Origin of the sequence: Bradyrhizobium sp. Ce-3 (assembly GCF_022835695.1) — a bacterium.
Taxonomy (GTDB): domain Bacteria; phylum Pseudomonadota; class Alphaproteobacteria; order Rhizobiales; family Xanthobacteraceae; genus Bradyrhizobium.
On sequence record NZ_BQUV01000006.1, the window covers coordinates 22,646 to 43,542 of the forward strand.

Here is a 20,897-nt window from a genome sequence, read left to right on the forward strand (position 1 = left end):
TGAAGTCAACTGACATGTACACAGCAACCGATAACAGCAGGCCGCCGCGCAGCGATGCCGCCTTTCGCACGGTGAGCGGAACGGTTTCCGCGCCTGCCGTCGTGATCAGCGCGATGCAGGTCGCGGGCTGGCTGCTGCAAGGCTGGCGATGGCTCCTGGTCGCGGCGCTCGCCGGTGCGATCGCGGCCGTCGGCGCGACGCAGCTCGTCACGCCCCGCTTCACCGCGATCACCGATCTCACGATCTCGCCGTCCAACCTGCTGGTCACCCCGAACGATCTCTACGCGGCGAACGTCCAGAGCGACAGCCAGATTCTCGATGTCGAGAGCAAGATGCGCACGATCACGTCCGGCAATGTCCTGCACCGTGTCATCGACAAGCTCGGCCTCCGGAACGATCCGGAATTCGCCGACAGGCTGCGCCTGCTCGATCTCAGCTGGCTGTTCGACCGCCGTGCGTCTGACGCCGCCGAACGCAACGATCTGATGGTCGCACTGGCCAAGCGCATCAAGGTGACGCGACAGGAGCGTTCCTATGTCGTCACGATGTCGGTCTGGGCGAGCGAACCGGCGATGTCGGCGCGGCTCGCGAATTCCATCGCCCAGACTTTCCGCGAACAGGTCGTTCGCGCCGACGCCGAGCGGGCCGGACGCGCTGCGCAAGGGCTGACAGCCAGGCTCGGTGAGCTCAAGGCCGCCGCGGCCGAGGCGGAAGACCGTACCGAGGCGTTCCGTCGCGCCCATGGCCTGCAGCAGGGGCCGTCCGGACAGCCGCTGAGCTCCGAAGCGATGGAGCGGATGAGCGGAAAACTCACCGATGCGAAGGCGCGGCTGGCCGAAGCGGAGGCGCGCTACAACGAGGTCTCGCGCGCGGTGGCGCTCTACGGCGTGCAGGCCGGCGCGGTGCAGTCGCAAACCTTGTCGGGATTGCTCGCGGACGAGGCGGCGCTGCGCAGGCAGATCGCGACCCTCACCCAGACGCTCGGGCCACGCCACCCCGCCATGCTGAACGCGATGGCCGAATCCGAAGCCCTCACCAAGGCGATCAAGTCCGAGACCGAGCGGCTGCGCAGTGCCGCCCGCTTCGAGGTCGACCAGGCCAAGGTCGCGCTCGATACGCTGAACGAGGAAACGCGCACCCTGCGGGGCAATGTGTCGGTCGACGACCAGGCCCAGGTCAAGCTGCGCGAGCTCGAGCGCGAAGCCAGCGCCAAGACCGCGCTGTATCAGACGTTCCTGACCCGCTCCGGCGAGGCCGCCGAGCGCCAGCAGATCGACGCCACCGACGTGCGCGTGATCTCGCCCGCCGTCGCGCCGTTCCGGCCGACCTGGCCGCCCCGTCCGATCATCGCGGCTGCGGCGGGAGCAGCGCTGGGCCTGCTGCTTTGTGCCGCCGCACTCGCCGGCTTCGGCTATCTCGACGCGCTTCGTTTCGCCAGGAGCAGGGCGACATGATGCAATCAGGCGATATGCGCGAGGGCGGCGGCGCGATCGGCTTGCTGGGACCGCCGCTGTTCGTGGCGACGCTGCTGTTCTATCTCGTCACGCTGACGCCATTCATCGACCTGTCGGCGGTCGATGCGGCCGATCCCGCCGCCGACAAGTCGAGCACCATCAATCAGATCGTCTTCCTTGGCTTGACCGCGAGCCTGTGGCTGACCGCGATCAGCTCACCGGCGCGTCATCTCGCCGTGCGGCCGCGCAGCGTCCTGATCGTGACGCTGCTATGGTTTGCGTTCGTCTCCGCCATTTCGGCGCACCCTGACCTCGCACTGAAGCGCGTCGTGCTGGCGACGCTGACGATTGTCAATGCCGGCATCTTCCTGCTGCTGCCGCGCTCGGAGCGTCAGTTTGCCGGCATGATGTCGATGTGCTGCGTCGGGACGCTGGCCTTCGCCTATCTCGGCGTCGCGCTGTGGCCGCAGCTGGCGATTCATCAGGCGAGCGAGGTGCGCGAGCCGATGAACGCCGGGCTGTGGCGCGGGCATTTCGCGCACAAGAACGTCGCGGCCGCGGCGATGGTGATCATCAGTTTCACCGGTCTCTATCTGTACAGCACCGGCCGTCGCATCGTCGGCGGAGCAATCACGTTGCTGGCGGCCGTGTTCCTCACTCAGACCGGCGGCAAATCCGCCACCGCGGCGTTGCCGGGCATTCTCGTGATCGCCTGGATCTTCGAGCGATGGCGGCCGATCCGGATCCCGATGGTGTTTCTGGGGATCGCGGCCTTCAACCTCGTCACGATCGGCTGCTCGATCTCGCCTGCGATGCGGGAACTGGTCGCCAGTCTCGGGGTCGACCCGACCTTCACCAACCGCATCGACATCTGGCGCGTCGGTGCTGCCGCCGTCGCCGACAGGCCGCTGACCGGCTACGGCTTCCAGCTGTTCTGGCAAACCGATGAGATGGTCTACAAGGCTGGCGGCGGCACCAGTTGGGCGGTCGGCGCCTTCAACGCCCACAACGCCTATCTCGATGCCGCGATCACCACAGGTATCCCCGGGCTCATTCTGACGCTGGCCTTGCTGGTCTGGCTGCCGCTGCGCGACGTGTCGCGCGCCGAGTCGCGCGACAACGATCCCGCGCTGACCCGCCTGTTCACCCGGATCTGGCTCTACGGCGTGTTCACGGCCTGCGTCGAGAGCCTGTACTTCCAGTCCGGCAGTCTCGCCTGGTTCATGGTGATCGTCTCGATCTTCGGGCTCCGCCTGCAGGCGAGCGCACATGAAATTCGCGAGCCGGCGACCGCGATGCATGTCGGGGAGACGGTCCATGCATAGCCTCGACATGCATAGCCTTGCCGTCTCGCCACCCGCGCCGGAAGCCGCATGCCGCCTGCCGGCGGCGATCGACCGGCTCGCCGGCAGTCTGACCAACCGCTTGATCCGGGCCACGCGATGGCGGGTCATCGAGGTCCCGAGCCTGCAACCGATCGTGTCCTTTACCTTCGACGACGTTCCCGACTCCGCGCTTCATGCCGGTGCTGCGATCCTCGAAGCTCACGGCGCGCGCGGCACCTTCTACATCTCGGGTGGCCTCGAGGGACGTGTCGAGCCGGATCGTACCCTGATCGATGCGGCCGGCTGCAGGGAACTCGCCGCGCGCGGTCACGAGATCGGCTGCCACACCTTTGGCCATCAGGATGTCAGACACGTCGATCGCGCCCGCTTCGTCGCTGACCTCGCGGACAACGCCCGCTATCTCGACGCGGTCGACCCGCGCCCGGGCCGGCGCAATTTCGCCTATCCCTACAACAGCGGCAGCTTCGGCAAGCGGCGGATCCTGACTCGTTCGTACCGGACCTGCCGCGCAGGCGGCGAGGCGATCAACCGCGGGCCAACCGACCCGACCTTTCTCGAGGCCGTCGAGATCCGCCAGCCAGAGACGCATGTGGCGGGGCTGACGCGCTGGATCGACGCGCTAGTGGCAAAGCCGGGCTGGCTGATCTTCTTCACGCACGACATCGCGCCGGCGCCGACGCCCTATGGCTGCACGCCCGAGGCCTTCGAGCGGCTGGTCGCGCATGCGGTCGAGCGCGGCTGCTGCGTGCTGAGCGTCGATGCTGCGCTCGACAGCATGGGATTCCGGGAGGGTGGTCGATGACGGGCGCGCGGCGGCTTCTCGCCATCAACAACTACTTCTATCGGCGCGGCGGCGCCGAGAGCGTGTTCCTCGACCAGATCGATCTGTTCGCCGCAGCCGGCTGGGATGTCGTGCCCTTCGCGATGGAGCATCCCGACAATCTGCCGAGCCAGTGGTCCGACTATTTCGTTTCCGAGATCGAATATGGCCGGACCCTTGGACCGATCACGAAGGCCAGGCAGGCCGCGAAGATTATCTTCTCGCTGGAGGCGCGCCGCAAGATCCGCGCCTTGATCGGCCGTGTGCAGCCGTCGGTGGCACATGCCCACAACGTGTACCATCACATCTCGCCCTCGATCTTCGACGTCCTCAAGGCCGAAGGCGTGCCGGTCGTGATGACCGCGCATGATCTGAAGCTGATCTGTCCCGCCTACAAGATGCTGAGCCGGGGCGAAGTCTGCGAACGCTGCCGCGGTGGGCGGATCCACAACGTCCTGCTGCGCCGCTGCGTCAAGGACTCGGCCGTGGTGAGCGGGCTCGTGCTCCTCGAGACCCTGGTTCATCGCAGCTTCGGCCTCTACCGCGACACGCTCGACTGCCTGATCGCGCCGAGCCGCTTCTACCGCGACAAGCTGGTGGAGTGGGGCTGGGACGCGAGCCGGATCGCCTACATCCCGAACTTCATTGACGCCGAGCAGTTCACGCCCTGGTGCCACGAGGGCAACTACTTTGTCTATGCGGGGCGGCTCGCGCCGGAGAAGGGGCTCGCCACGCTGGTGCGGGCCGCGGCACTCGCGCGTCAGCGGCTGATCCTGGTCGGCAGCGGGCCCGAAGAGGCCGCCTTGCGCCAGCTCGCCTTCGAACTCGATGCCGACGTCGTGTTCGCGGGCTACATGGGCAAGCCGGAGCTGAAGCAGCTGATCGGAGAATCACGCGCGCTGGTGCTCGCCTCCGAATGGTATGAGAACGCGCCGATCAGCGTCCTCGAGGCCTACGCGCTCGGACGTCCGGTGATCGGGACGCGGATCGGTGGCATTCCCGAGCTGATCGTTCACAACAAGACCGGCGTGCTGGTGGAGCCGGGCAATGTCGGCATGCTGGCCGAGGCCCTGGCCGGCATGGCGAAGCTTCCCCGCGCCTCGCGAAACAGGCTTGGCGCCGCGGGCCGCGACTGGGTGCTGCGGGAATTCTCTCCCGACAAGTACCGCGACCGCACGATGCAGCTCTACGAGACAGTGGTGCACTGATGTACACATTGATACCAGCCGCCGGAGCGGAGCGCCCGCCGAGGAAGGTGATCTTCCTCGGCCTGCGCGGCATCCCCGAGATCCAGGGCGGGGTCGAAACCCACGTCGCCGCGCTCGCGGTGCGGGTCGCGCAGCGCGGCTGGCAGGTCGAGGTACTCGGACGCAAGCCATATCTGCCGTCGCCGGAGCCCTATGTCTGGAAGAACGTCACCGTGACGCCGGTCTGGACGCCGCGCTCCAAGAACGTCGAAGCGCTGCTGCACACCACGCTGGGGCTGTTTGCGGCGGCCCGGCGCAATCCGGACCTGGTTCATATCCATGCCATCGGGCCGGCGCTGCTCACGCCGCTTGCCCGTCTGCTCGGCCTTCGCGTCGTGGTGACGCATCACGGCTTCGACTACGAACGCCAGAAATGGGGATGGATGGCGAAGTCGGTGCTGCGCACCGGCGAATGGATGGGAATGAAGTTCTCGCATGCCCGCATCGGCGTGGCCAAGGGCATTGTCGATTCCGTCCGCGCCAGGCTCGGCGCCACGGCGACCTTCATTCCGAACGGCGTGGAGAGCAGCGTTCCGAAGCTCGGGACCTCCTATCTCGATTATATCGAGGTGACCCCGCACCGCTACATCCTGTGCGTCGGCAGGATCGTCGAGGAGAAGCGGCAGCTCGATCTGATCGACGCCTTTGCGCGGCTCGGCGATGCGGACAGGAAACTGATCATCGTCGGCACCGCCGATCACAATGGCCGTTATCTGCGTGCGGTCGAGCAGGCGGCGGCGGCGACGCCCGGCGTCGTGATGACGGGCTTCCAGTCCGGCGAGAGCCTCGCCCAGCTCTACCGGAACGCAGCGCTGTTCGTGCTTCCGTCGAGCCATGAAGGCATGCCGATGGTGCTGCTCGAGGCGCTGAGCCACGGGGTGCCTTGCCTGGCAAGCGACATCGACGCCAACCTCGCGCTCGATCTCGGGCCGGAGAGCTACTTTCCACTCGGCAGGATCGACGCGCTGACCGAGGCCATCCGGCTGAAGCTCGTTGCGCCCGACGGCGCGCCGGAACGAGCCGCGCGCGCCGCGCACGCCCTCGATTGCTTTGGTTGGGACCCGATCGTCGACCATACCATCGAGGTCTACGAGAGTGCGCTGGCCGCCCGGCAGCCGGGTCATGCGCGGCGCGGCGGCGCCGATCTCAAGAACCATCTCGGATTCGGAGGCCGACAGTGACGCCGGCTCTGCGCAAGCTCGAAATGACGGTGCTCGGCCTCGGCTTCCTCGGCCTTGCCTGGAGCAAGGACAAGCTGCGCGGCTATGCCACGCCGAACACCGTGTCGAAATTCGACGTCGAGGGCCAGATCGCCTATCTGCTCGACGTCTTCGGCTCGCTCCGCCGCTTCATGCCGCCCGATTTCGATCTGCGCGGGCGTGACGTGCTGGAGCTCAGTCCCGGCGCATCGCGCGGCAACGGCGTGCTGTTCCTCGCGTTGGGTGCGCGGTCCTATCACGCCATCGACGTGTTCAATCTCGCCGGCGACGAGGATCCCGTGTTCTACGAGCTGCTGCTCGATCGCTTCGCCGAGGGAGCCGCAACGGATCGACAACGCGCGCGCGCTCTCGCGTCGACGTCCGGCGCCCGCGAGTTCGGCTATGCGGTCGGCCGCGACTTCGACATTCCGCGCCTCGCCGCGGGACGGAGCTTCGACCTGATCGTAAGCTGCGCGGCGTTCGAGCATTACGACAGCGTTCCCGATACCGTCGCCAGCCTGACGCAGGTGGCGAGGCCCGGCTGCGCGGCGGTCCACATCATCGACCTGCAGACGCATTCGCGCTGGATCCGCGAGCACGACCCCAACAACATCTATCGTTATCCCGAATCGATCTACCGGCTGTTCCGCTTTCCCGGGCAGCCGAACCGGCTGCGCCCCGCCGACTACATCGCGGCGTTTGAGGCGCAGCGATGGAGCGACGCCCGGTTCGTGCCGTCGCGCACCATCGATCCCGCGCTTCGCGATCTCTCGCTCGCCGGTCTCGCGGCACCCTTTGCGGGCCAGGACGACATGATCGTGCTCGATGGTGCGCTCACCGCGCGCTATCCGGGCAGGGTCGGCGCTTGAATGCGATCGGGAGGGGCGCCGTGACCAGCCGTCGTTCCATTCTCCGCAGCATCGCCGGCGTCGCGATGCTGGCTCCGTTTGCAACGCTGCCGGCCGTGGCCGATCCCGCCAGCCCAGTTCCCAACTTCCGTCGCGGGATCGGCGTCGCGCATGCATTCGGATGGGCCGATGTGCAGGCGGATGGCGTCTATGTCGATCCGCCGTTTTCCGCGCCGCGCTTTCAGTTCGGCGCGGATCAGCGCAACGCGATCCGCGGCGCCGGATTCGACTTTGTCCGTCTGGTCGTCGATGTCGGCCCTTTCCTGGTATTCGCCGGATCGAGCCGCGACCGGCTCGACGATCTCGTCGTCAATACGGTCCGCGATCTGCTCGCCGCCGATCTCGGCGTGATCGTGGATCTGCATCCAAGCGCGATGAACCCGGCCTATCAGCCCGCGGAGCTGACGGCGGGCGTCAACACGCCGAAATTCCGGGCCGTGCTCGCACTGCTGACGCGTCTGGCCGGCCGGCTCGGCCAGCTCATCGCAGAGCAGGGCAATACGGCGCCGCCGCGGATCGCGCTCGAACTGATGAACGAGCCGGAGATAACGGCGGCGGCATGGCAGCCGATGCTCGAGGCCGCCTACGCCGCCGCGCGCAGCGGTTCGGCGACGCTGCCGCTCGTGCTGGGCGGCGGATCGATGAACGCGCCGGGCGCGTTGCCGCAGATCGGCATGGCCCCGTTTGCCGGCGATGCGCGCCTGATCTTCACCTATCACGACTATTCGCCGTGGCAGTTCACCCATCAGGGCCTGCTCGGCAGCCCGGCCTATGCGCTGGACGCGATCGTCTATCCGGCACCCGCATCGGTCGATGCGATGAAGCGGGCAACCGAGCAACGCGTGACGGCGCTGGGCCTCAGCGGCGCCCAGCTCGACCAGGCCCGTCAGGCCAAGCGGACGCTCGCGAGCTATGTCAGCTCCGGCTTCAACCGAGCGACGCTCGAACGGACGTTTCAGCAGGTGGTGGCCTGGCGCATCGCGCATAACCTGCCGGCCCAGGCGATCCTGCTCGGCGAATTCGGCGTGCACAGGACGCCGTTTGAAGACACCGTTGAGGGTGCAGCGGCGCGCGCGATCTGGCTGCGCGATATGCGCGAGCTCGCGGAAAGCTACGGCTTCGCCTGGTCGTGCTGGACTTATCTGGCGACCGGCGGCTTCGCGCTCGCGGAGAACGAGACCGGCCCCGGTTTCGATGCGGCGACCCGCAATGCGCTCGGCCTCGCAGCCTCATGAGATCAGCCATGACACCGCAGCGTTACGCCAATATCGACGGATTGCGGGCCATCGCGGCGCTTGGCGTCATGGTCGAGCACATGTTCGGCGATCTGCTCAGGCAGACCCCGCCTGCCGCCGGACCGATGAACATGGCCGGCGATTTGCTCGTTCAGAGCGTCAGCCTCGGCCGGTTTGGCGTGGCGCTGTTCTTCCTGATCAGCGGCTTCGTGGTGCCATTCAGCATCGGCGGCGAACGGCCGCTGTTCCAGTTCGCCGTTTCGCGCGCGTTCCGGCTCTATCCCGCGCTGTGGCTCGCGCTCGCGGTGCTAGCGACCATGGCATGGCTTGGCGGCGAGCCGCCGCGCGCGGTGACCGTGCTTGCCAACATGACCATGGCGCCGGCACTGTTCGGCCAGCCCTGGCTTTCGCCGATCTACTGGACGCTGTTCATCGAGCTGGTGTTCTACATCCTCATCGCGCTGCTGTTCTCGGTCGGCACGCTGCGACGAGTCGGCGTGCTGTCGATGCTGAGCCTGGCGCTGGTGGTCGCGACGGCGCTGCCGGTGCAATTGCGCACGCACGGCATTGCCAATCTGCCGGTGCAGTATCTCGGCATGCACCTGTCATTCCTGTTCCTGGGCCTGCTGTTGCGGCTGTGGCTGGTCGAGCGGCTGCCGGGCGCGCGCATGGCCGCGCTGGCGCTGGTGCTTGCGCAGGTTCTTGCGGTGCCGTCGGTTGCCACGTTATCGCTGGCGCGCGGCGACAATTTCATCATGGAGGGATTGACGCCCGTCCTTGTCGCCTACGCGCTCGCCTTTGTGGTCTTCTTTGCCGCCGTCAAGTTCGACCGGCCGCGTTCGCTGCTGCTGTCGCGGATCGGACTGATCAGCTATTCGATGTATCTGTTCCACTGGCCGGTCAACGTCACGGTCTACCGCTTCCTGCCGTTGACCGGGCAGATCGGTGACGTCGCCACGATGCTGGTCTGCACGGGGCTCACCCTGCTGGCGTCCTGGCTGGTCTACAGGCTGGTGGAACGCCCGATGATCATGCTCGGGCGTGCGATCGTGCTCCGGCACGGTGTGGCGAGCCGGCCGTGACGGACGGCGTCAGAGCATGATCCGGAAAAGCGTGAAGCGGTTTTCCCTCGCGACAAACGCAAGGCGTTTGGGCGCGCCGCCGCTTCGGTCGTCATCGGGAACTTTTCGCGCTGAAACGTCAGCACAAATTCCCGGCACGTCGGTCGACTGATAGGCCGGTTAGACGGCCGTCACATTCCAGATATAAAGAACGCAGGTTCGCTGGCCGGAAGGCTATCCCGCAGAGATATGCTGGCCGAATTTCCACCCACGGTCACTTTGGGCCGAAGCAAGGTCATGACGGCAGTCGGATCAAATGGCGCACGCGCGGACGCCGCGATCGGCATTGACGCTCCGGGCGCCTCCGCAAGGCCGCGGCATCTGTTCGGGATTTGCGCTGCGCTGCTGATCGGCAGCATCTGCGCCGTCGCCGCGCAGCAGCGCGAGACCACGGCCGTAGCCGCGCCGATCGAATTCAACATCCCCGCCCAGCAGCTTGCCAGCGCGCTGCAGGCCTATGGCGAGCGAACCGGCGTTCAGGTGCTCTATGAGAGCAACTCGGCGACCGGCCGGAAGTCGACGTCGGTCGCGGGGAGCCTCACGCCCGAGGATGCGTTGAATCTGCTGCTGACGGGAACCGACCTCAAGGTCCAGTATATCCGTCCGGACGCCATCACCCTCGCGTCGCGCAGCGTGCGTGCCGACCGCCCGCCGGCGAGCCCGCTCGCGACCGCGGATCTGTCGCTGGGCACGCTGCAGGTGCGTGCAAGCGGTGACGGCAACGACACCGGCGTGCTGCGCGACTACAGCGAAAGCCTGCAGCTCGACATCCAGAAAGCGCTGCAGAAGAATATCGGGCCGCGCGGCGGCAGCTATCAGCTCGTCGTCGATCTGTGGATCGACCCGTCACGCACGATTCAGCGAACCCAGCTGTTGCGCTCGACGGGCGATCAGCATCGCGACGCCGCCGTGACCGCGGCGCTGCAAGGACTGACCGTGAGCCGGATGACGCCTGCGAATGCGTCGCAGCCGGTGCGGATCGCGATCCGGGTGAAATCGTTCCAATGAGCGCCAACGACACCAGCGGAGCTGACGGTGTGCGCGGCGTGAGCCCGATGACCCTGCTGTTCCATCCCGATGATCCGAACGCCTGGACCTCGGGTGAGGTGCTGCGCCTGCTGCTGGTGCCGGCGATCGCGACGCTGCTGTTCGTCGGTGGCATCTATTGGATCCGGCTGCAGCCGCCGGCCGGGCCGGCGAGCCGGGAGCAGAGCTCGATCGTGCAGGTCCGCCTGCTGCCGAGCCCGACGCCCGCACCGATTCCGGTTGCGCCGGTGTCGCAGCCGCAAACCGCGACCCTCGCCAGCCGCACCGAGGTGTCGCCGGAGAGCTCCGATCCGCCGATCGACAATCTGATCGCGGCCCCGGCGCGCGAGCCGATGCCGGCGGAGCCCGCCGTGCCGAGCCTGCGTCCGACGCCATCGCCTGCCGATGCGCCGCCCAACAGTGTCGCCGTGAAGTTTCAGCAGACGCTGCTTCGTCATGTGGCGCGCTACCAGCGCTATCCGAACGCCGCGCGACTCGGGCGGCTGCACGGGGCGGTCGAGACGCTGTTCTCGATGCAGCGCGACGGCACCCTGCTCGAGGTCTGGGTCAAGACCAGCTCCGGAGAGGCCGTGCTCGACAAGGCTGCCGTCGATGCGATCCGCCGCGCGCAGCCGCTGCCGACGATCCCGTCGGCCTTGCCCGACCGGCTCAACATTCAGATCACCCTGGTGTTCGATCCGGCTTGATCCGAGCGCGTTGCCATCTTGCTTCTTCGGCGAATGCTGGCCGTTCAACTTTTGGATGTGACCGCAACGCATCAACCTCCGTGTCGTTCGGTGTCGACTTGTTACCGTCATAAATGTGTTGTGCGCGCCCGTTACGAGATGGGCAGCTTCAAGAACAATTCAATCTGGATATCGGGCTGGTGTCTGGGAGGCCGCGAAACGTGGCTGAAATCAATCGAGTGCGGCTGCGGGGGCAGCTTGCTGACAATTATGATGGCCTCGTCAAGAAATTGACCCGCCGTCTGGGATCATCGGACTTCGCTTACGAAGCCCTGCACGAGACGTTCCTGCGGCTCGAGCGGGTCACCGATGCCGTGCCGATCCGCAGCCCCGCCGACTATATCTTCCGCATCGCGATCAACATCGCGAGGGATCGTCAGAAGGCGCAGAATCTTCGGGTCAGCGCCGCCGAAATCGATGCACTGCTCGACGTGAGTGATGACGGACCGAGCCCGGCGAGAATCGTCGAAGCGCGCTCCGATATCGACGCCTTCAAGCGGGCGCTCGCCGAATTGCCGGAACGGCCGCGCGATGTACTTTATAGTATTACGATCGAGGGACGGTCGCCGCAGGATGTCGCGACCCGGCTCGGTGTCAGCGTGAGAACGGTGGAAAGCGATTTGAAGCTGGCCTTGAGCCATTGTGCCGATTGCCTCGACTATACTTTGATCCGTCGCCTCGGCGGTCCTCGCCCCCGTTCGTGATCGAATTTCGCTGTAGCCGCAACGCCCGCCGTCATGCGGCACGGGCCGCCGAAATTCGTTGCGGAGGATTATTGCCAACGGCTGCAGGCGCTTGACCGTAAATCTGGGGTAACCGGCTGCAGGAATTTCAACCTCTGTGCTGCGGGATAGAGGGCTTTCAGTCGTCTATCGAATAGAGAGCGATCTCATAAGGACCGTTGGGGTGCCTGGGAAAGGTTCGCTGGACGTGTTGCGGCGCGTGAGAACAGGTTCGGACGCAATTGAGCCGGCATGCCATCGACATGCCGGCTTCCGGTGCGCGCCGCGATTGCCGGATGTTTCTGCCTGCGCTGTGCGCAACGGCCGAATGCGATGCCCCGCTGCCGTCGGAATCGTCTATATAGCGACCTTCACTGTGTGCTCGATGCGATCGGGAGGTGAAGGTTTGGCGAGCAGGGTGATGAGCGATCCGTTGTGACCGAGCCGACCCGCACATCCGGGCCCGATCCGTTGCTGGATGAGGCGCTTGACTGGGTTGTTCGGCTGAAGGCCGGCGAGCCGACGCGCGCCGATGTCGACGCGTTGCGGGACTGGCGCGCGCAAAGCCCCGGCCACGAGGAGGCGTTCAGGAAGGCTGCCCGGCTGCTTCGTACCGCGAGCGCCGCGGCCAAGGAGCTTGCCGACGAGAAGGCCGCCGCCTCCATTGCGAGGCTGTCGTCGCGGCCGTCACGCCCCTTGACACGCCGCATCGTGCTCGGCGGTGCGATTGCTGCGGCGGCCGGCTATGTGATGATCCATCCGCCGCTCGAGATGTGGCCGTCGATCGAGGAACTCTCGGCGGACTACCGGACCGGCAAGGGTGAACAGCGCAAGGTGATGCTGGCGCCCGACATCTCGGTTGAATTGAACACCCAGACCAGCCTCGCGCTACGGCCCGCGCCGAATGAAACCCGGGTCGAACTGATCTCGGGCGAGGCCTCCGTGGCCGCCCGAAGATCGTCGCCGACTCCGCTCGTAATGCTGGCGCGCGACGGACGCATCAGTGCACTGCAGGCCGACTTCAACGCGCGCTGCATCGACGGGGTCGTCTCCGTGACCTGTCTCGATGGCATCGTCACGGTCGAGCAGGACGGCCGCTCCGTGCAGCTTCGCAAGGCAGAGCAGGTCACCTACTCGCGTGCCGGACTGCAGGCAACGCTCCCGGTCGACGCCAAGCAGGTCGCGGCCTGGCAGACCGGACTATTGATCTTCCGCGACCGGCCGCTGGCAAGCGTTGTCGACGAAGTGAACCGGTACCGCGCCGGAAAGATCATCATTACCAATGCGGAACTGAAGCGCCGGCTCGTCAACGGCACATTCCAGGTCGACAAGCTCGACAATTTCGTCGCCCAGGTCGAGCAACTGTTCGGCGCGCGGATCACATCGCTGCCGGGCGGTGTGGTGCTGATGAGCTGAACTCCAACCGAGCGAATCGGCGCACGCTGCGCGATTTCCTAACAAACCAAAAATTTCTTTTGCGATGCCGCAGATTCTTTTGCGGGTTTGCACTCGCCCAGACGTCTTCTGAGTAAGGCGTCGTCATCGCGGCCTTCCCGTCGCGATGGCGCGCGTCTGCGCGAAGTAAGTGGGACGTCTGTGCGTAGTCGAAGAGATCATTGGGTTTTCGGGTATCGTCCGCGACGCCGGATCGGGTTGCGTGTGTCGGCTGCGGCGCTTTCCGTGGTTGGCTCGGTGGTCGCCATCGTGCCGGCGCGCGCCGCGAAGGATTCCGCCGCTGCGGCCGCGGCACCGGCGGCGGGCAAGCAGCCGGCTCAGGCAAGCGCGCCGGCGCCGAAGCCGACGGCGCCGCTGCAGCGCTTCGACATCGACGATTTCGCCGTGCAGGGCGCCGACAAGTTACCCCAGGTCGAGGTCGAGGAGGCGATCTATCCCTTCCTCGGTCCGAACAAGACCTCGGAGGATGTCGAGAAGGCGCGCGCCGCGCTGGAGAAGGCGTATCACGACAAGGGCCTTCAGACCGTCAGCGTCGCGGTTCCGCAGCAGAACGTCACGGGCGGCGTGGTCACGCTCAAGGTGACCGAGCTGAAGGTCGGGCGGCTGCGGGTCAAGAACTCGCGCTATTTCGATCTCGACCGGATCAAGGACAGCGCGCCTTCGCTGAAGGAGGGCAGCGTTCCCAACTTCAGCGATGTCACCAAGGACATCGTGTCGCTCAACCAATGGCCGGACCGTCGTGTGACTCCGGCGCTGCGCGCCGGCGTGGCGCCCGGCACCGTCGACGTCGATCTCAATGTCGAGGACAAGGCGCCGATCCACGCCAGCCTCGAGGCGAACAACCGGCAATCGCCGTCGACGACGGCGAGCCGCGTCTCCGCCACTGTGCACTATGACAATCTGTGGCAGCTCGGCCATTCCCTGAGCTTCACCTACCAGGTCGCGCCGGAGCGCCCGAGCGACGCCGAGGTGTTCTCCGGCTCCTATATGGCGCGGATACCGAACGCCGATTGGCTCAGCCTGCTGTTCTACAGCGTCAAGTCGAACAGCAATGTCGCGACCATCGGCGGCACCAACGTGGTCGGTCCGGGCCTGATCATCGGCGAGCGCGCCGTGATCACGCTGCCGACGCGCGAAGGCCTGTTCCACACGCTGTCGGTCGGCATGGACTACAAGCACTTCGACCAGACCGTGAAGCTCGGCACCGACGGCTTCTCGTCGCCGGTCACTTACTACCCTGTCGTCGCGACCTATGGGGCGACGTTCCAGCAGGAGAAGTTCACGACGCAGTTCAATGCCGGCGTCACCTACAACGTCCGGACGCTGAGCAGCCCCTGGGACGATTTCGACGCCAAGCGGTTCAAGGCTTCGCCGAGCTTCACTCACCTCAATCTCGACGTCTCGCATACCCAGGAGCTGCCGGAAGGCTTCCAGCTCTACGGCAAGGTGCAGGGCCAGATTGCCGACGGTCCGCTGGTCTCGAGCGAGCAGTTCAGCCTCGGCGGTCTCGACACCGTGCGCGGCTATCTCGAATCCGAGGTGCTCGGCGACAACGGCGCCGTCGCCAATTTCGAGCTGCGCACGCCCAATGTCGGCGGCATGCTGCAGGGCGAACTCAAGAGCGAAACCGGCGACGGCAAACCGCGCTTCGTCACCTTCAATGATTGGCGCTTCTTCACATTCTTCGATGCCGGCTATGCGGCGATTCAGCAGCCGCTGCCCGATCAGCAACCGTCATTCGTCGCGTGGAGCTACGGCGTCGGCACGCGCTTCAAGACCTTCGACTATTTCAACGGCATGGTCGCGTTTTCGGTGCCGGGGGTTACTCAAGCATACACGCACGCAAACAGTCCGCGCGTGAACTTCCGAATCTGGGGTGAATTCTGATGGGGATGGGTGTCTCTCTCTCGCAACGCACGCGCCGGCCGGCGCTGCGTCGAGGCATTGCAAACGTCGCGACGGCATTGTTGTTCGGGCTCGTCGCCCTGGTGGCGTCGCTCGCGCCAGCCAATGCGTGGTGGAACGACGAATGGTCGCTGCGCAAGAAGATCACGGTCGACGTCAGTGCGTCCGGCGCCAACGTCACCGATCCGATCGGGGCGGCGCCGGTGCTGGTGCGGCTGCATGTCGGAAACTTCCGCTTCAGCGCGGCGAAGGATGACGGCAGCGATCTGCGGTTCGTCGCCGGCGACGACAAGACGCCGCTGAAGCATCACATCGAAAAATTCGATTCCCTGCTCGGCGAAGGCCTGGTCTGGGTCGCGGTACCGAATCTGGCGCCCGGTGCGCGGACCGACATCTGGCTCTATTACGGCAACAAGAAAGCGCTCGCGACCAGCGACCCCAAGGGCACCTACGATCCGGATACGCTGACGGTCTATCACTTCAACGAGCGCGGCACGCCGGCGATCGATTCCTCGGTGTGGGCCAACAACGCCCAGAGCGTCGGCCAGCCGGCGGACGGTTCGCTGATCGGGACCGGGCTGCGGCTCGACGGCCGCGCGCCGGTGACCGTGCCGGCCTCGCCGTCACTCGCCTGGCCGGATGGCGCGGCGCTGACCTGGTCCGCCTGGATCAAGCCGGCCGCGCTGCAGCCCAGCGCCGCTCTGTTCAGCCGGCGTGACGGCGCCAACGCGCTCGTGATCGGTGTCGACAATGGCAGCCCGTTCGTCGAGGTCAGCAACGCGGGCGCCGTGCAGCGTTCGACTGCCGGAGCACCGGTCGCGGCCGGCAGCTGGCACCATGTCGCCGTCGTTGCCGCAAACGGCCAGGTCACGCTCTATCTCGACGGCGTGTCCTATGCCGCGCTCAGCGCGAGCCTGCCGGCTCTCAATACTGTTGGCCTGATCGGGGGGGACTCGTCGACCTCCAGCGCTTCTCCGATCGCGCCTGCGACGGCCCCGTCCGCAGCAGCACCATCAGCGCCCCCTGATGCGTCGGCTGCGGACGGTGGAGCCGCGCCCGCGGCGACGCCGGATGCGGCGGCAACGCCGGTCCCGGCGCCTGCTGCGGCCATGGCCGGCTTCGTCGGCGACATCGATGAAGTGCAGATCAGCAAGGTCGCGCGCCCCGCCGGTCTGATCAAGGTGATGGCGATCGGGCAGGGCCCCGACCAGGCCAAGCTGATGGCGTTCAGCGTCGACGAGGAGACCGCAAGCTGGCTGTCCGGTTACTTCGCAGTGATCCTGAAGTCGGTGACGCTCGACGGCTGGGTGGTGATCGGCATCCTCCTGATCATGGCCGCGATCAGCTGGGTCGTGATGTTCGACAGGGCCTCGTATCTCAGCAGGCAGGCCAAGGCGAACGCCCAGTTCATGAAGGGCTTCCGCGAGATCGCTGCCGATCTCACCATGCTGGACCGCGGCGATGCCGACGACATCTCGACGCTCGGCGGACGGCTCACCGAGGCCGACGCCAAGATGATGCGCTCGTCGTCGCTCTACCGCATCTACCACATTGGTGCTGCGGAGATCCGCCATCGCTTCAGCAACTCGCAGCGCGCTCCGGTGCTGTCGGCGGTCTCGATCGCGGCGATCCGCGCGGCGCTCGACAGCGGTGTCGTCAAGGAAATGCAGCGGCTCAACCGCCTGATGGTGGTGCTGACGATCGCGATCTCCGGCGGACCGTTCCTCGGCCTGCTCGGCACCGTGGTCGGCGTCATGATCACCTTCGCGGCGATCGCGGCCAGTGGCGACGTCAACGTCAACGCGATCGCGCCCGGCATTGCCGCGGCGCTGGTGGCGACCGTCGCCGGTCTCGGCGTCGCGATCCCGGCGCTGTTCGGCTACAACTACCTGATCTCGCGGATCAAGGACCTGACCAACGACATTCAGGTCTTCGTCGACGAGTTCGTGACCAAGATGGCGGAATTCTACTCCGCCGACCGGCCGGACCCGGTCGAACACCGCATCGCCGCGGAGTAACGGCGATGCAGATCCAGGCCGATTCCAAGCCCTATGACGACATCAACATCACGCCGATGTTGGATCTCGCCTACGTGCTGCTGGTGATCTTCATCATCATGACGACGGCCACCGTGCAGGGCCAGAAGGTCAATCTGCCGAAGGCCTCGGCAGCGCCGAGCCTTGCAACCCAGACCACCAAGGCGATCACGGTCGCCAATGACGGCAAGATCTTCCTCGACACCGTGCCGGTCACGCTGGCCGAGCTCGAGCAGCGGCTGATCCAGCAGAAGGCGCTGACGCCGGAATTTCCCGTGGTACTGCGCGGCGATGCGCAGGCGCAGTACCAGAGCGTGATGGATGTGTTCGATCTGCTCAGCCGCATCGGCCTGAGCCAGGTCGGGCTCGCCACCAAGCCGCTCGTGAAGTGAGACGGCCGGGACGCGACGCCATGATCACCCAGCCATCGCCTTTCCCACTGACCGAGCGCAAGACATTGCGGTCGTGGCTCAGCGGCGTGATGCGATCATTCGATCACAGCGGCGATGCCGCCGACCGTCAGCATGTAGCGCCGGTGCCGCCGGCATCGAGCCCGGCCGGTTCGATTGTCGGGCCGTCCGCGCCGGACCTGCGCGAGCAGGCGCGGGGTGAGGTCCTGGCGTTTCCGGTCCATGGCGAGGCGCTGCTGGTCAAGCTCGCGGATGTGCTGCGCCGGCATGTCGCGGGGCGGGAGCCTGCCGACAATCCGCTGCGGTTGACGATCTCCAGATACCCGTGGACCCGGCTCTCGATCGATGCGGCGGCCTATGTCGACTATCTGAGCGAGATCGAGACGTTCCAGGCCGCGATCGAGGCCGGCCCCGAAACCAAGGTCATCCTGAAGACCACGGACTTCGATGCGCTCGCCAGCTTCGTGATGCAATACGTCAATGACCGGTTGACCAGCCGCGCCTCGATGGAGGCCGCACCATGAACGCGCCGTTGCGGGATAACGCGCAGGCCGCGCGTGCCACGCCATCCGTTGAAGACCATGATGTTGCGGTCGCCCCCGCGACAGCCGCCCCGGCGCCTGCGCGCGGCGCAACCGCCAGAACGGTCGAGCGCAATGCGCTGCTGCGTTATGGCGCGGTGGTGGCGGTGGTCGCGCTGTTCCTCGGCGGCGCCGTCTATTTCTTCCTCGGCCACGACGATCTGCCGCCGCCGCGACAGGTGCGCGACCTCACCATCGTCAATGTGACGCTGCCGCCGCCACCGCCGCCTCCGCCGCCACAGCCGCAGCCCGAGCAGAAGATGATCGAGCAGCCCAAGATGGCGGAGCCCGAGTTCAAGGAAGAGAAGCCGGTCGACAAGCCGAAGGACCAGCCGGCCAAGGACGCCAAGAACGACGAGCCGCCCGGTCCGCTGTCGCTTGATGCCAAGCCGACCGGCCCCGGCGATCTGTTCAATCTCGGCGGCAAGCCCGGCGGTAGCCCGTACGGCGGAGGCGGCGGCGGTGGCAGCCGCTGGGGTTGGTACACCACGATCATCACCTCGCAGGTCGAGGCGGCGATCCGCGCCAATCCGAAGACCCGCAACATGGCGACGCAGATCCAGGTGCGGCTGTGGGTGGACGGCTCCGGCCACGTCACCCGTGTCGTCCTGACGCCGTCGTCAGGCAATCCGGAGATCGATGCGGCGCTTCGCAACGAGGTGATCGGCAGCCTGACGCTGCGCGAGCCGCCGCCCAAGGACATGCCGATGCCGGTGGTCACGCGCGTCACCGCGCGACGGCCGAGCTGACGAGACCAACCTTAAGACTTCAATGTGCGAGTGAGAACTGGGGGACTGATGTTTAAGAAACGAGCTCACGCAGAATGGCGCGCGTTGCCGCTTGCGGTGTCGCTGAGCGCGCTCGCCTGCGCAACGCCGGCCGTGGGCCAGACCGCGGACCAGGCTCCCGCCGCTGTGCCGAAACAGGCCGACGCCAAGAAGCCGAAAGTGTCGAGCACCAAGCCGACATCGTCGAATGCCACAGTCAACCTGGTCAATCTGCTGGTGCAGCAGGGAGTTCTGAAGGAGGAGCAGGCCCAGGCGCTGATCAAGCAGGCCGAGGACGAGGCCTATGTCTCCCGCCAGGCCGCCAAGGACGCCACCACCAAGGCCGACGACGCCACCAAGGCTGCGACGGCCGCCGCCGCGGCGGCGCAACCGCCCGGCACCAAGCACGTCACCTACGTTCCCGAAGTCGTCAAACGGCAGTTACGGGAAGAGATTAAGCAGGAGGTGATGGCCAAGGCACAAAAGGAAAACTGGGCGTCGCCCGGAACCTATCCGGAGTGGGCCCAGCGCATCCGCTTCTACGGCGATGCGCGCGTGCGCTATCAGGGCAACTATTTCCCTGCTGGGAACGACCAGGCCGGCGCCGCCAACTTCAATGCGATCAATACCGGCTCGCCGTATGATATTTCGAGCAATTCGTTCGGACCGACCTACGACGCCACGCAGGATCGCAATCAGTTCCGGTTCCGCGGCCGGCTCGGCATGGAAGCGGATTTGCTCTACGGCTTCACCGCCGGCTTGCGCATCGCGACCGGCGAGAACAGCTCGCCGGTGTCGACCAACCAGACCCTCGGCGGCGGCGGTGGCAATTTCTCGAAATACGGCGTCTGGCTCGATCGCGGCTACATCAACTGGCAGACCTGGGGCGACGATCTCAGGATTTCCGCCGGCCGCATCGACAACCCGTTCTGGTCGCCGACCGATCTCGTCTGGTACAAGGAGCTCGGCTTCGACGGCTTCGCGGTTCAGGCCAAGCACGAGGTGTGGGAAGGCTTCACGCCGTTCGTGGTGGGCGGTGCATTCCCGATCTACAACACCGATTTCAATGCCGGCAGCAATCTGCCGGTCGACCCCAACAATCTGAACTCGCCGCCCAGCAAATTCGCCAGCCATGACAAGTGGCTGTTCGGAGGTCAGGCCGGCTTTAACGCGCGCTTCAGCCCGGAATATGCGTTCCGGTTCGGCGTGGCGTTTTACGACTTCGACAATGTCCAGGGCCAGTTCTCGAGCCCTTGCCGGGTCTCATCCGCATCTGACGTCTGCGACACCGACCTGACCCGGCCGTCGTTCGCGCAGAAGGGCAATACCTATTTCCCGCTGCGTCAGATCATCGCCGATCCCATCGGCACGGGTAACAATGGCGGTCAGATCAATCAGTTCGAATATTTCGGTCTGGTCAGCCAGTACCGCCCGGTGGTGGTCAGCGGACAGCTCGATCTCGGACAATTCCATCCGACCCACATCGTGCTCGACGGCGAGTATGTCTACAACACCGCCTTCAGCCGCTCCTACATGAATGCGCAGGCTGCCATCTATGGCGTGCTGATGAACAATCGCGCGCCGAGCCCGGACGGCGGCACCACGCCCGGTCCGTTCAACGGTGGCAATCAGGGTTGGCTCGGCCGCGTCACGGTCGGCGACCGGGAGATCAGGCATCTCTGGGACTGGAACGTCCACGCCGGCTACAAATACCTGGAATCCGACGCCACCATCGATGCCTTTGCCGACTCCGACTTCGGTCTCGGCGGCACCAACCTCAAGGGCTATTTCGTCGGCGGCAATATCGGTCTCGGCGAGAATGTCTGGGCGACCTTGCGCTGGATGAGCGCCAACAGCATCGCCGGCAACCCCTATGCCGTCGACGTCCTGCAAGTCGACCTCAACGCAAAGTTCTGACC

18 protein-coding genes are annotated in these 20,897 nt (G+C 66.0%); all 18 read left to right on the forward strand.

What is annotated here, in order from left to right; genetic code table 11:
* Window positions 1-14 precede the first annotated feature (14 nt).
* The 18 genes from BRSPCE3_RS20875 (at window position 15) to BRSPCE3_RS20960 (ending at window position 20,895) form a co-directional block, all read left to right on the forward strand.
* The gene (locus BRSPCE3_RS20875) at window positions 15-1,454 is read left to right on the forward strand and encodes a GumC family protein (protein ID WP_244067978.1); all 1,440 of its coding nucleotides are present in this window, start codon (window positions 15-17) and stop codon (window positions 1,452-1,454) included.
* Window positions 1,451-2,779 carry an O-antigen ligase gene (locus BRSPCE3_RS20880; protein WP_244067979.1) on the forward strand — a complete coding sequence of 443 codons (1,329 nt, stop codon included), beginning with the start codon at window positions 1,451-1,453 and terminating at the stop codon, window positions 2,777-2,779. Before BRSPCE3_RS20875 ends, BRSPCE3_RS20880 begins: the two co-directional genes overlap by 4 nt.
* Window positions 2,772-3,602 (forward strand): polysaccharide deacetylase family protein, encoded by an 831-nt coding sequence (locus BRSPCE3_RS20885; RefSeq protein ID WP_244067980.1) that lies wholly within the window; start codon window positions 2,772-2,774, stop codon window positions 3,600-3,602. The genes BRSPCE3_RS20880 and BRSPCE3_RS20885 overlap by 8 nt, the downstream gene beginning before the upstream one ends.
* Window positions 3,599-4,828 carry a glycosyltransferase family 4 protein gene (locus BRSPCE3_RS20890; protein WP_244067981.1) on the forward strand — a complete coding sequence of 410 codons (1,230 nt, stop codon included), beginning with the start codon at window positions 3,599-3,601 and terminating at the stop codon, window positions 4,826-4,828. The genes BRSPCE3_RS20885 and BRSPCE3_RS20890 overlap by 4 nt, the downstream gene beginning before the upstream one ends.
* Window positions 4,828-6,048: a glycosyltransferase family 4 protein gene (locus tag BRSPCE3_RS20895; RefSeq protein WP_244067982.1), complete on the forward strand. Its 1,221-nt coding sequence runs from the start codon at window positions 4,828-4,830 to the stop codon at window positions 6,046-6,048. Before BRSPCE3_RS20890 ends, BRSPCE3_RS20895 begins: the two co-directional genes overlap by 1 nt.
* On the forward strand, window positions 6,045-6,935 hold the full coding sequence (locus tag BRSPCE3_RS20900; protein ID WP_244067983.1) for a class I SAM-dependent methyltransferase: 891 nt from the start codon (window positions 6,045-6,047) through the stop codon (window positions 6,933-6,935). The genes BRSPCE3_RS20895 and BRSPCE3_RS20900 overlap by 4 nt, the downstream gene beginning before the upstream one ends.
* A gap of 20 nt (window positions 6,936-6,955) precedes the next feature.
* Window positions 6,956-8,209 (forward strand): glycoside hydrolase family 5 protein, encoded by a 1,254-nt coding sequence (locus BRSPCE3_RS20905; protein ID WP_244067984.1) that lies wholly within the window; start codon window positions 6,956-6,958, stop codon window positions 8,207-8,209.
* Between the two features lie 8 nt (window positions 8,210-8,217).
* Window positions 8,218-9,291, forward strand: coding sequence for an acyltransferase (locus tag BRSPCE3_RS20910; protein ID WP_244067985.1), 1,074 nt, complete (start codon window positions 8,218-8,220; stop codon window positions 9,289-9,291).
* 276 nt (window positions 9,292-9,567) lie between these two features.
* Complete coding sequence (locus BRSPCE3_RS20915; RefSeq protein WP_244067986.1) at window positions 9,568-10,338, forward strand: secretin and TonB N-terminal domain-containing protein; 771 nt, start codon at window positions 9,568-9,570, stop codon at window positions 10,336-10,338.
* Window positions 10,335-11,063 (forward strand): energy transducer TonB, encoded by a 729-nt coding sequence (locus tag BRSPCE3_RS20920; protein ID WP_244067987.1) that lies wholly within the window; start codon window positions 10,335-10,337, stop codon window positions 11,061-11,063. Before BRSPCE3_RS20915 ends, BRSPCE3_RS20920 begins: the two co-directional genes overlap by 4 nt.
* Before the next feature lie 200 nt (window positions 11,064-11,263).
* Window positions 11,264-11,806 (forward strand): RNA polymerase sigma factor, encoded by a 543-nt coding sequence (locus BRSPCE3_RS20925; RefSeq protein ID WP_244067988.1) that lies wholly within the window; start codon window positions 11,264-11,266, stop codon window positions 11,804-11,806.
* 453 nt (window positions 11,807-12,259) lie between these two features.
* Window positions 12,260-13,240, forward strand: a complete 981-nt coding sequence (locus BRSPCE3_RS20930; RefSeq protein WP_244067989.1) for a FecR domain-containing protein — start codon at window positions 12,260-12,262, stop codon at window positions 13,238-13,240.
* A 264-nt stretch (window positions 13,241-13,504) separates the two neighbouring features.
* Window positions 13,505-15,166, forward strand: coding sequence for a ShlB/FhaC/HecB family hemolysin secretion/activation protein (locus BRSPCE3_RS20935; RefSeq protein WP_244067990.1), 1,662 nt, complete (start codon window positions 13,505-13,507; stop codon window positions 15,164-15,166).
* A 5-nt stretch (window positions 15,167-15,171) separates the two neighbouring features.
* Window positions 15,172-17,202 carry a DUF2341 domain-containing protein gene (locus tag BRSPCE3_RS20940; RefSeq protein WP_244068649.1) on the forward strand — a complete coding sequence of 677 codons (2,031 nt, stop codon included), beginning with the start codon at window positions 15,172-15,174 and terminating at the stop codon, window positions 17,200-17,202.
* A 5-nt stretch (window positions 17,203-17,207) separates the two neighbouring features.
* A complete protein-coding gene (locus BRSPCE3_RS20945; RefSeq protein ID WP_244067991.1) occupies window positions 17,208-17,612 on the forward strand; it encodes a biopolymer transporter ExbD in 405 nt (134 codons plus the stop codon).
* A 20-nt stretch (window positions 17,613-17,632) separates the two neighbouring features.
* Window positions 17,633-18,154, forward strand: a complete 522-nt coding sequence (locus BRSPCE3_RS20950) for a hypothetical protein (protein WP_244067992.1) — start codon at window positions 17,633-17,635, stop codon at window positions 18,152-18,154.
* Window positions 18,151-18,960 (forward strand): TonB C-terminal domain-containing protein, encoded by an 810-nt coding sequence (locus BRSPCE3_RS20955; protein ID WP_244067993.1) that lies wholly within the window; start codon window positions 18,151-18,153, stop codon window positions 18,958-18,960. The genes BRSPCE3_RS20950 and BRSPCE3_RS20955 overlap by 4 nt, the downstream gene beginning before the upstream one ends.
* Window positions 18,961-19,008: 48 nt before the next feature.
* Entirely contained in the window at window positions 19,009-20,895 is a 1,887-nt protein-coding gene (locus tag BRSPCE3_RS20960) for a putative porin (RefSeq protein ID WP_244067994.1), read from the forward strand.
* Window positions 20,896-20,897 lie beyond the last annotated feature (2 nt).

Bases quoted from the DNA above. Each gene is read 5' to 3' on its own strand.
- BRSPCE3_RS20890 (WP_244067981.1), top strand. From the start codon at position 3,599: ATGACGGGCGCGCGGCGGCTTCTCGCCATCAACAACTACTTCTATCGG.
- BRSPCE3_RS20915 (WP_244067986.1), top strand. From the start codon at position 9,568: ATGACGGCAGTCGGATCAAATGGCGCACGCGCGGACGCCGCGATCGGC.
- BRSPCE3_RS20955 (WP_244067993.1), top strand. From the start codon at position 18,151: ATGAACGCGCCGTTGCGGGATAACGCGCAGGCCGCGCGTGCCACGCCA.
- BRSPCE3_RS20895 (WP_244067982.1), top strand. From the start codon at position 4,828: ATGTACACATTGATACCAGCCGCCGGAGCGGAGCGCCCGCCGAGGAAG.
- BRSPCE3_RS20885 (WP_244067980.1), top strand. From the start codon at position 2,772: ATGCATAGCCTCGACATGCATAGCCTTGCCGTCTCGCCACCCGCGCCG.
- BRSPCE3_RS20910 (WP_244067985.1), top strand. From the start codon at position 8,218: ATGACACCGCAGCGTTACGCCAATATCGACGGATTGCGGGCCATCGCG.
- BRSPCE3_RS20880 (WP_244067979.1), top strand. From the start codon at position 1,451: ATGATGCAATCAGGCGATATGCGCGAGGGCGGCGGCGCGATCGGCTTG.
- BRSPCE3_RS20940 (WP_244068649.1), top strand. From the start codon at position 15,172: ATGGGTGTCTCTCTCTCGCAACGCACGCGCCGGCCGGCGCTGCGTCGA.
- BRSPCE3_RS20950 (WP_244067992.1), top strand. From the start codon at position 17,633: ATGATCACCCAGCCATCGCCTTTCCCACTGACCGAGCGCAAGACATTG.
- BRSPCE3_RS20920 (WP_244067987.1), top strand. From the start codon at position 10,335: ATGAGCGCCAACGACACCAGCGGAGCTGACGGTGTGCGCGGCGTGAGC.
- BRSPCE3_RS20960 (WP_244067994.1), top strand. From the start codon at position 19,009: ATGTTTAAGAAACGAGCTCACGCAGAATGGCGCGCGTTGCCGCTTGCG.
- BRSPCE3_RS20945 (WP_244067991.1), top strand. From the start codon at position 17,208: ATGCAGATCCAGGCCGATTCCAAGCCCTATGACGACATCAACATCACG.
- BRSPCE3_RS20875 (WP_244067978.1), top strand. From the start codon at position 15: ATGTACACAGCAACCGATAACAGCAGGCCGCCGCGCAGCGATGCCGCC.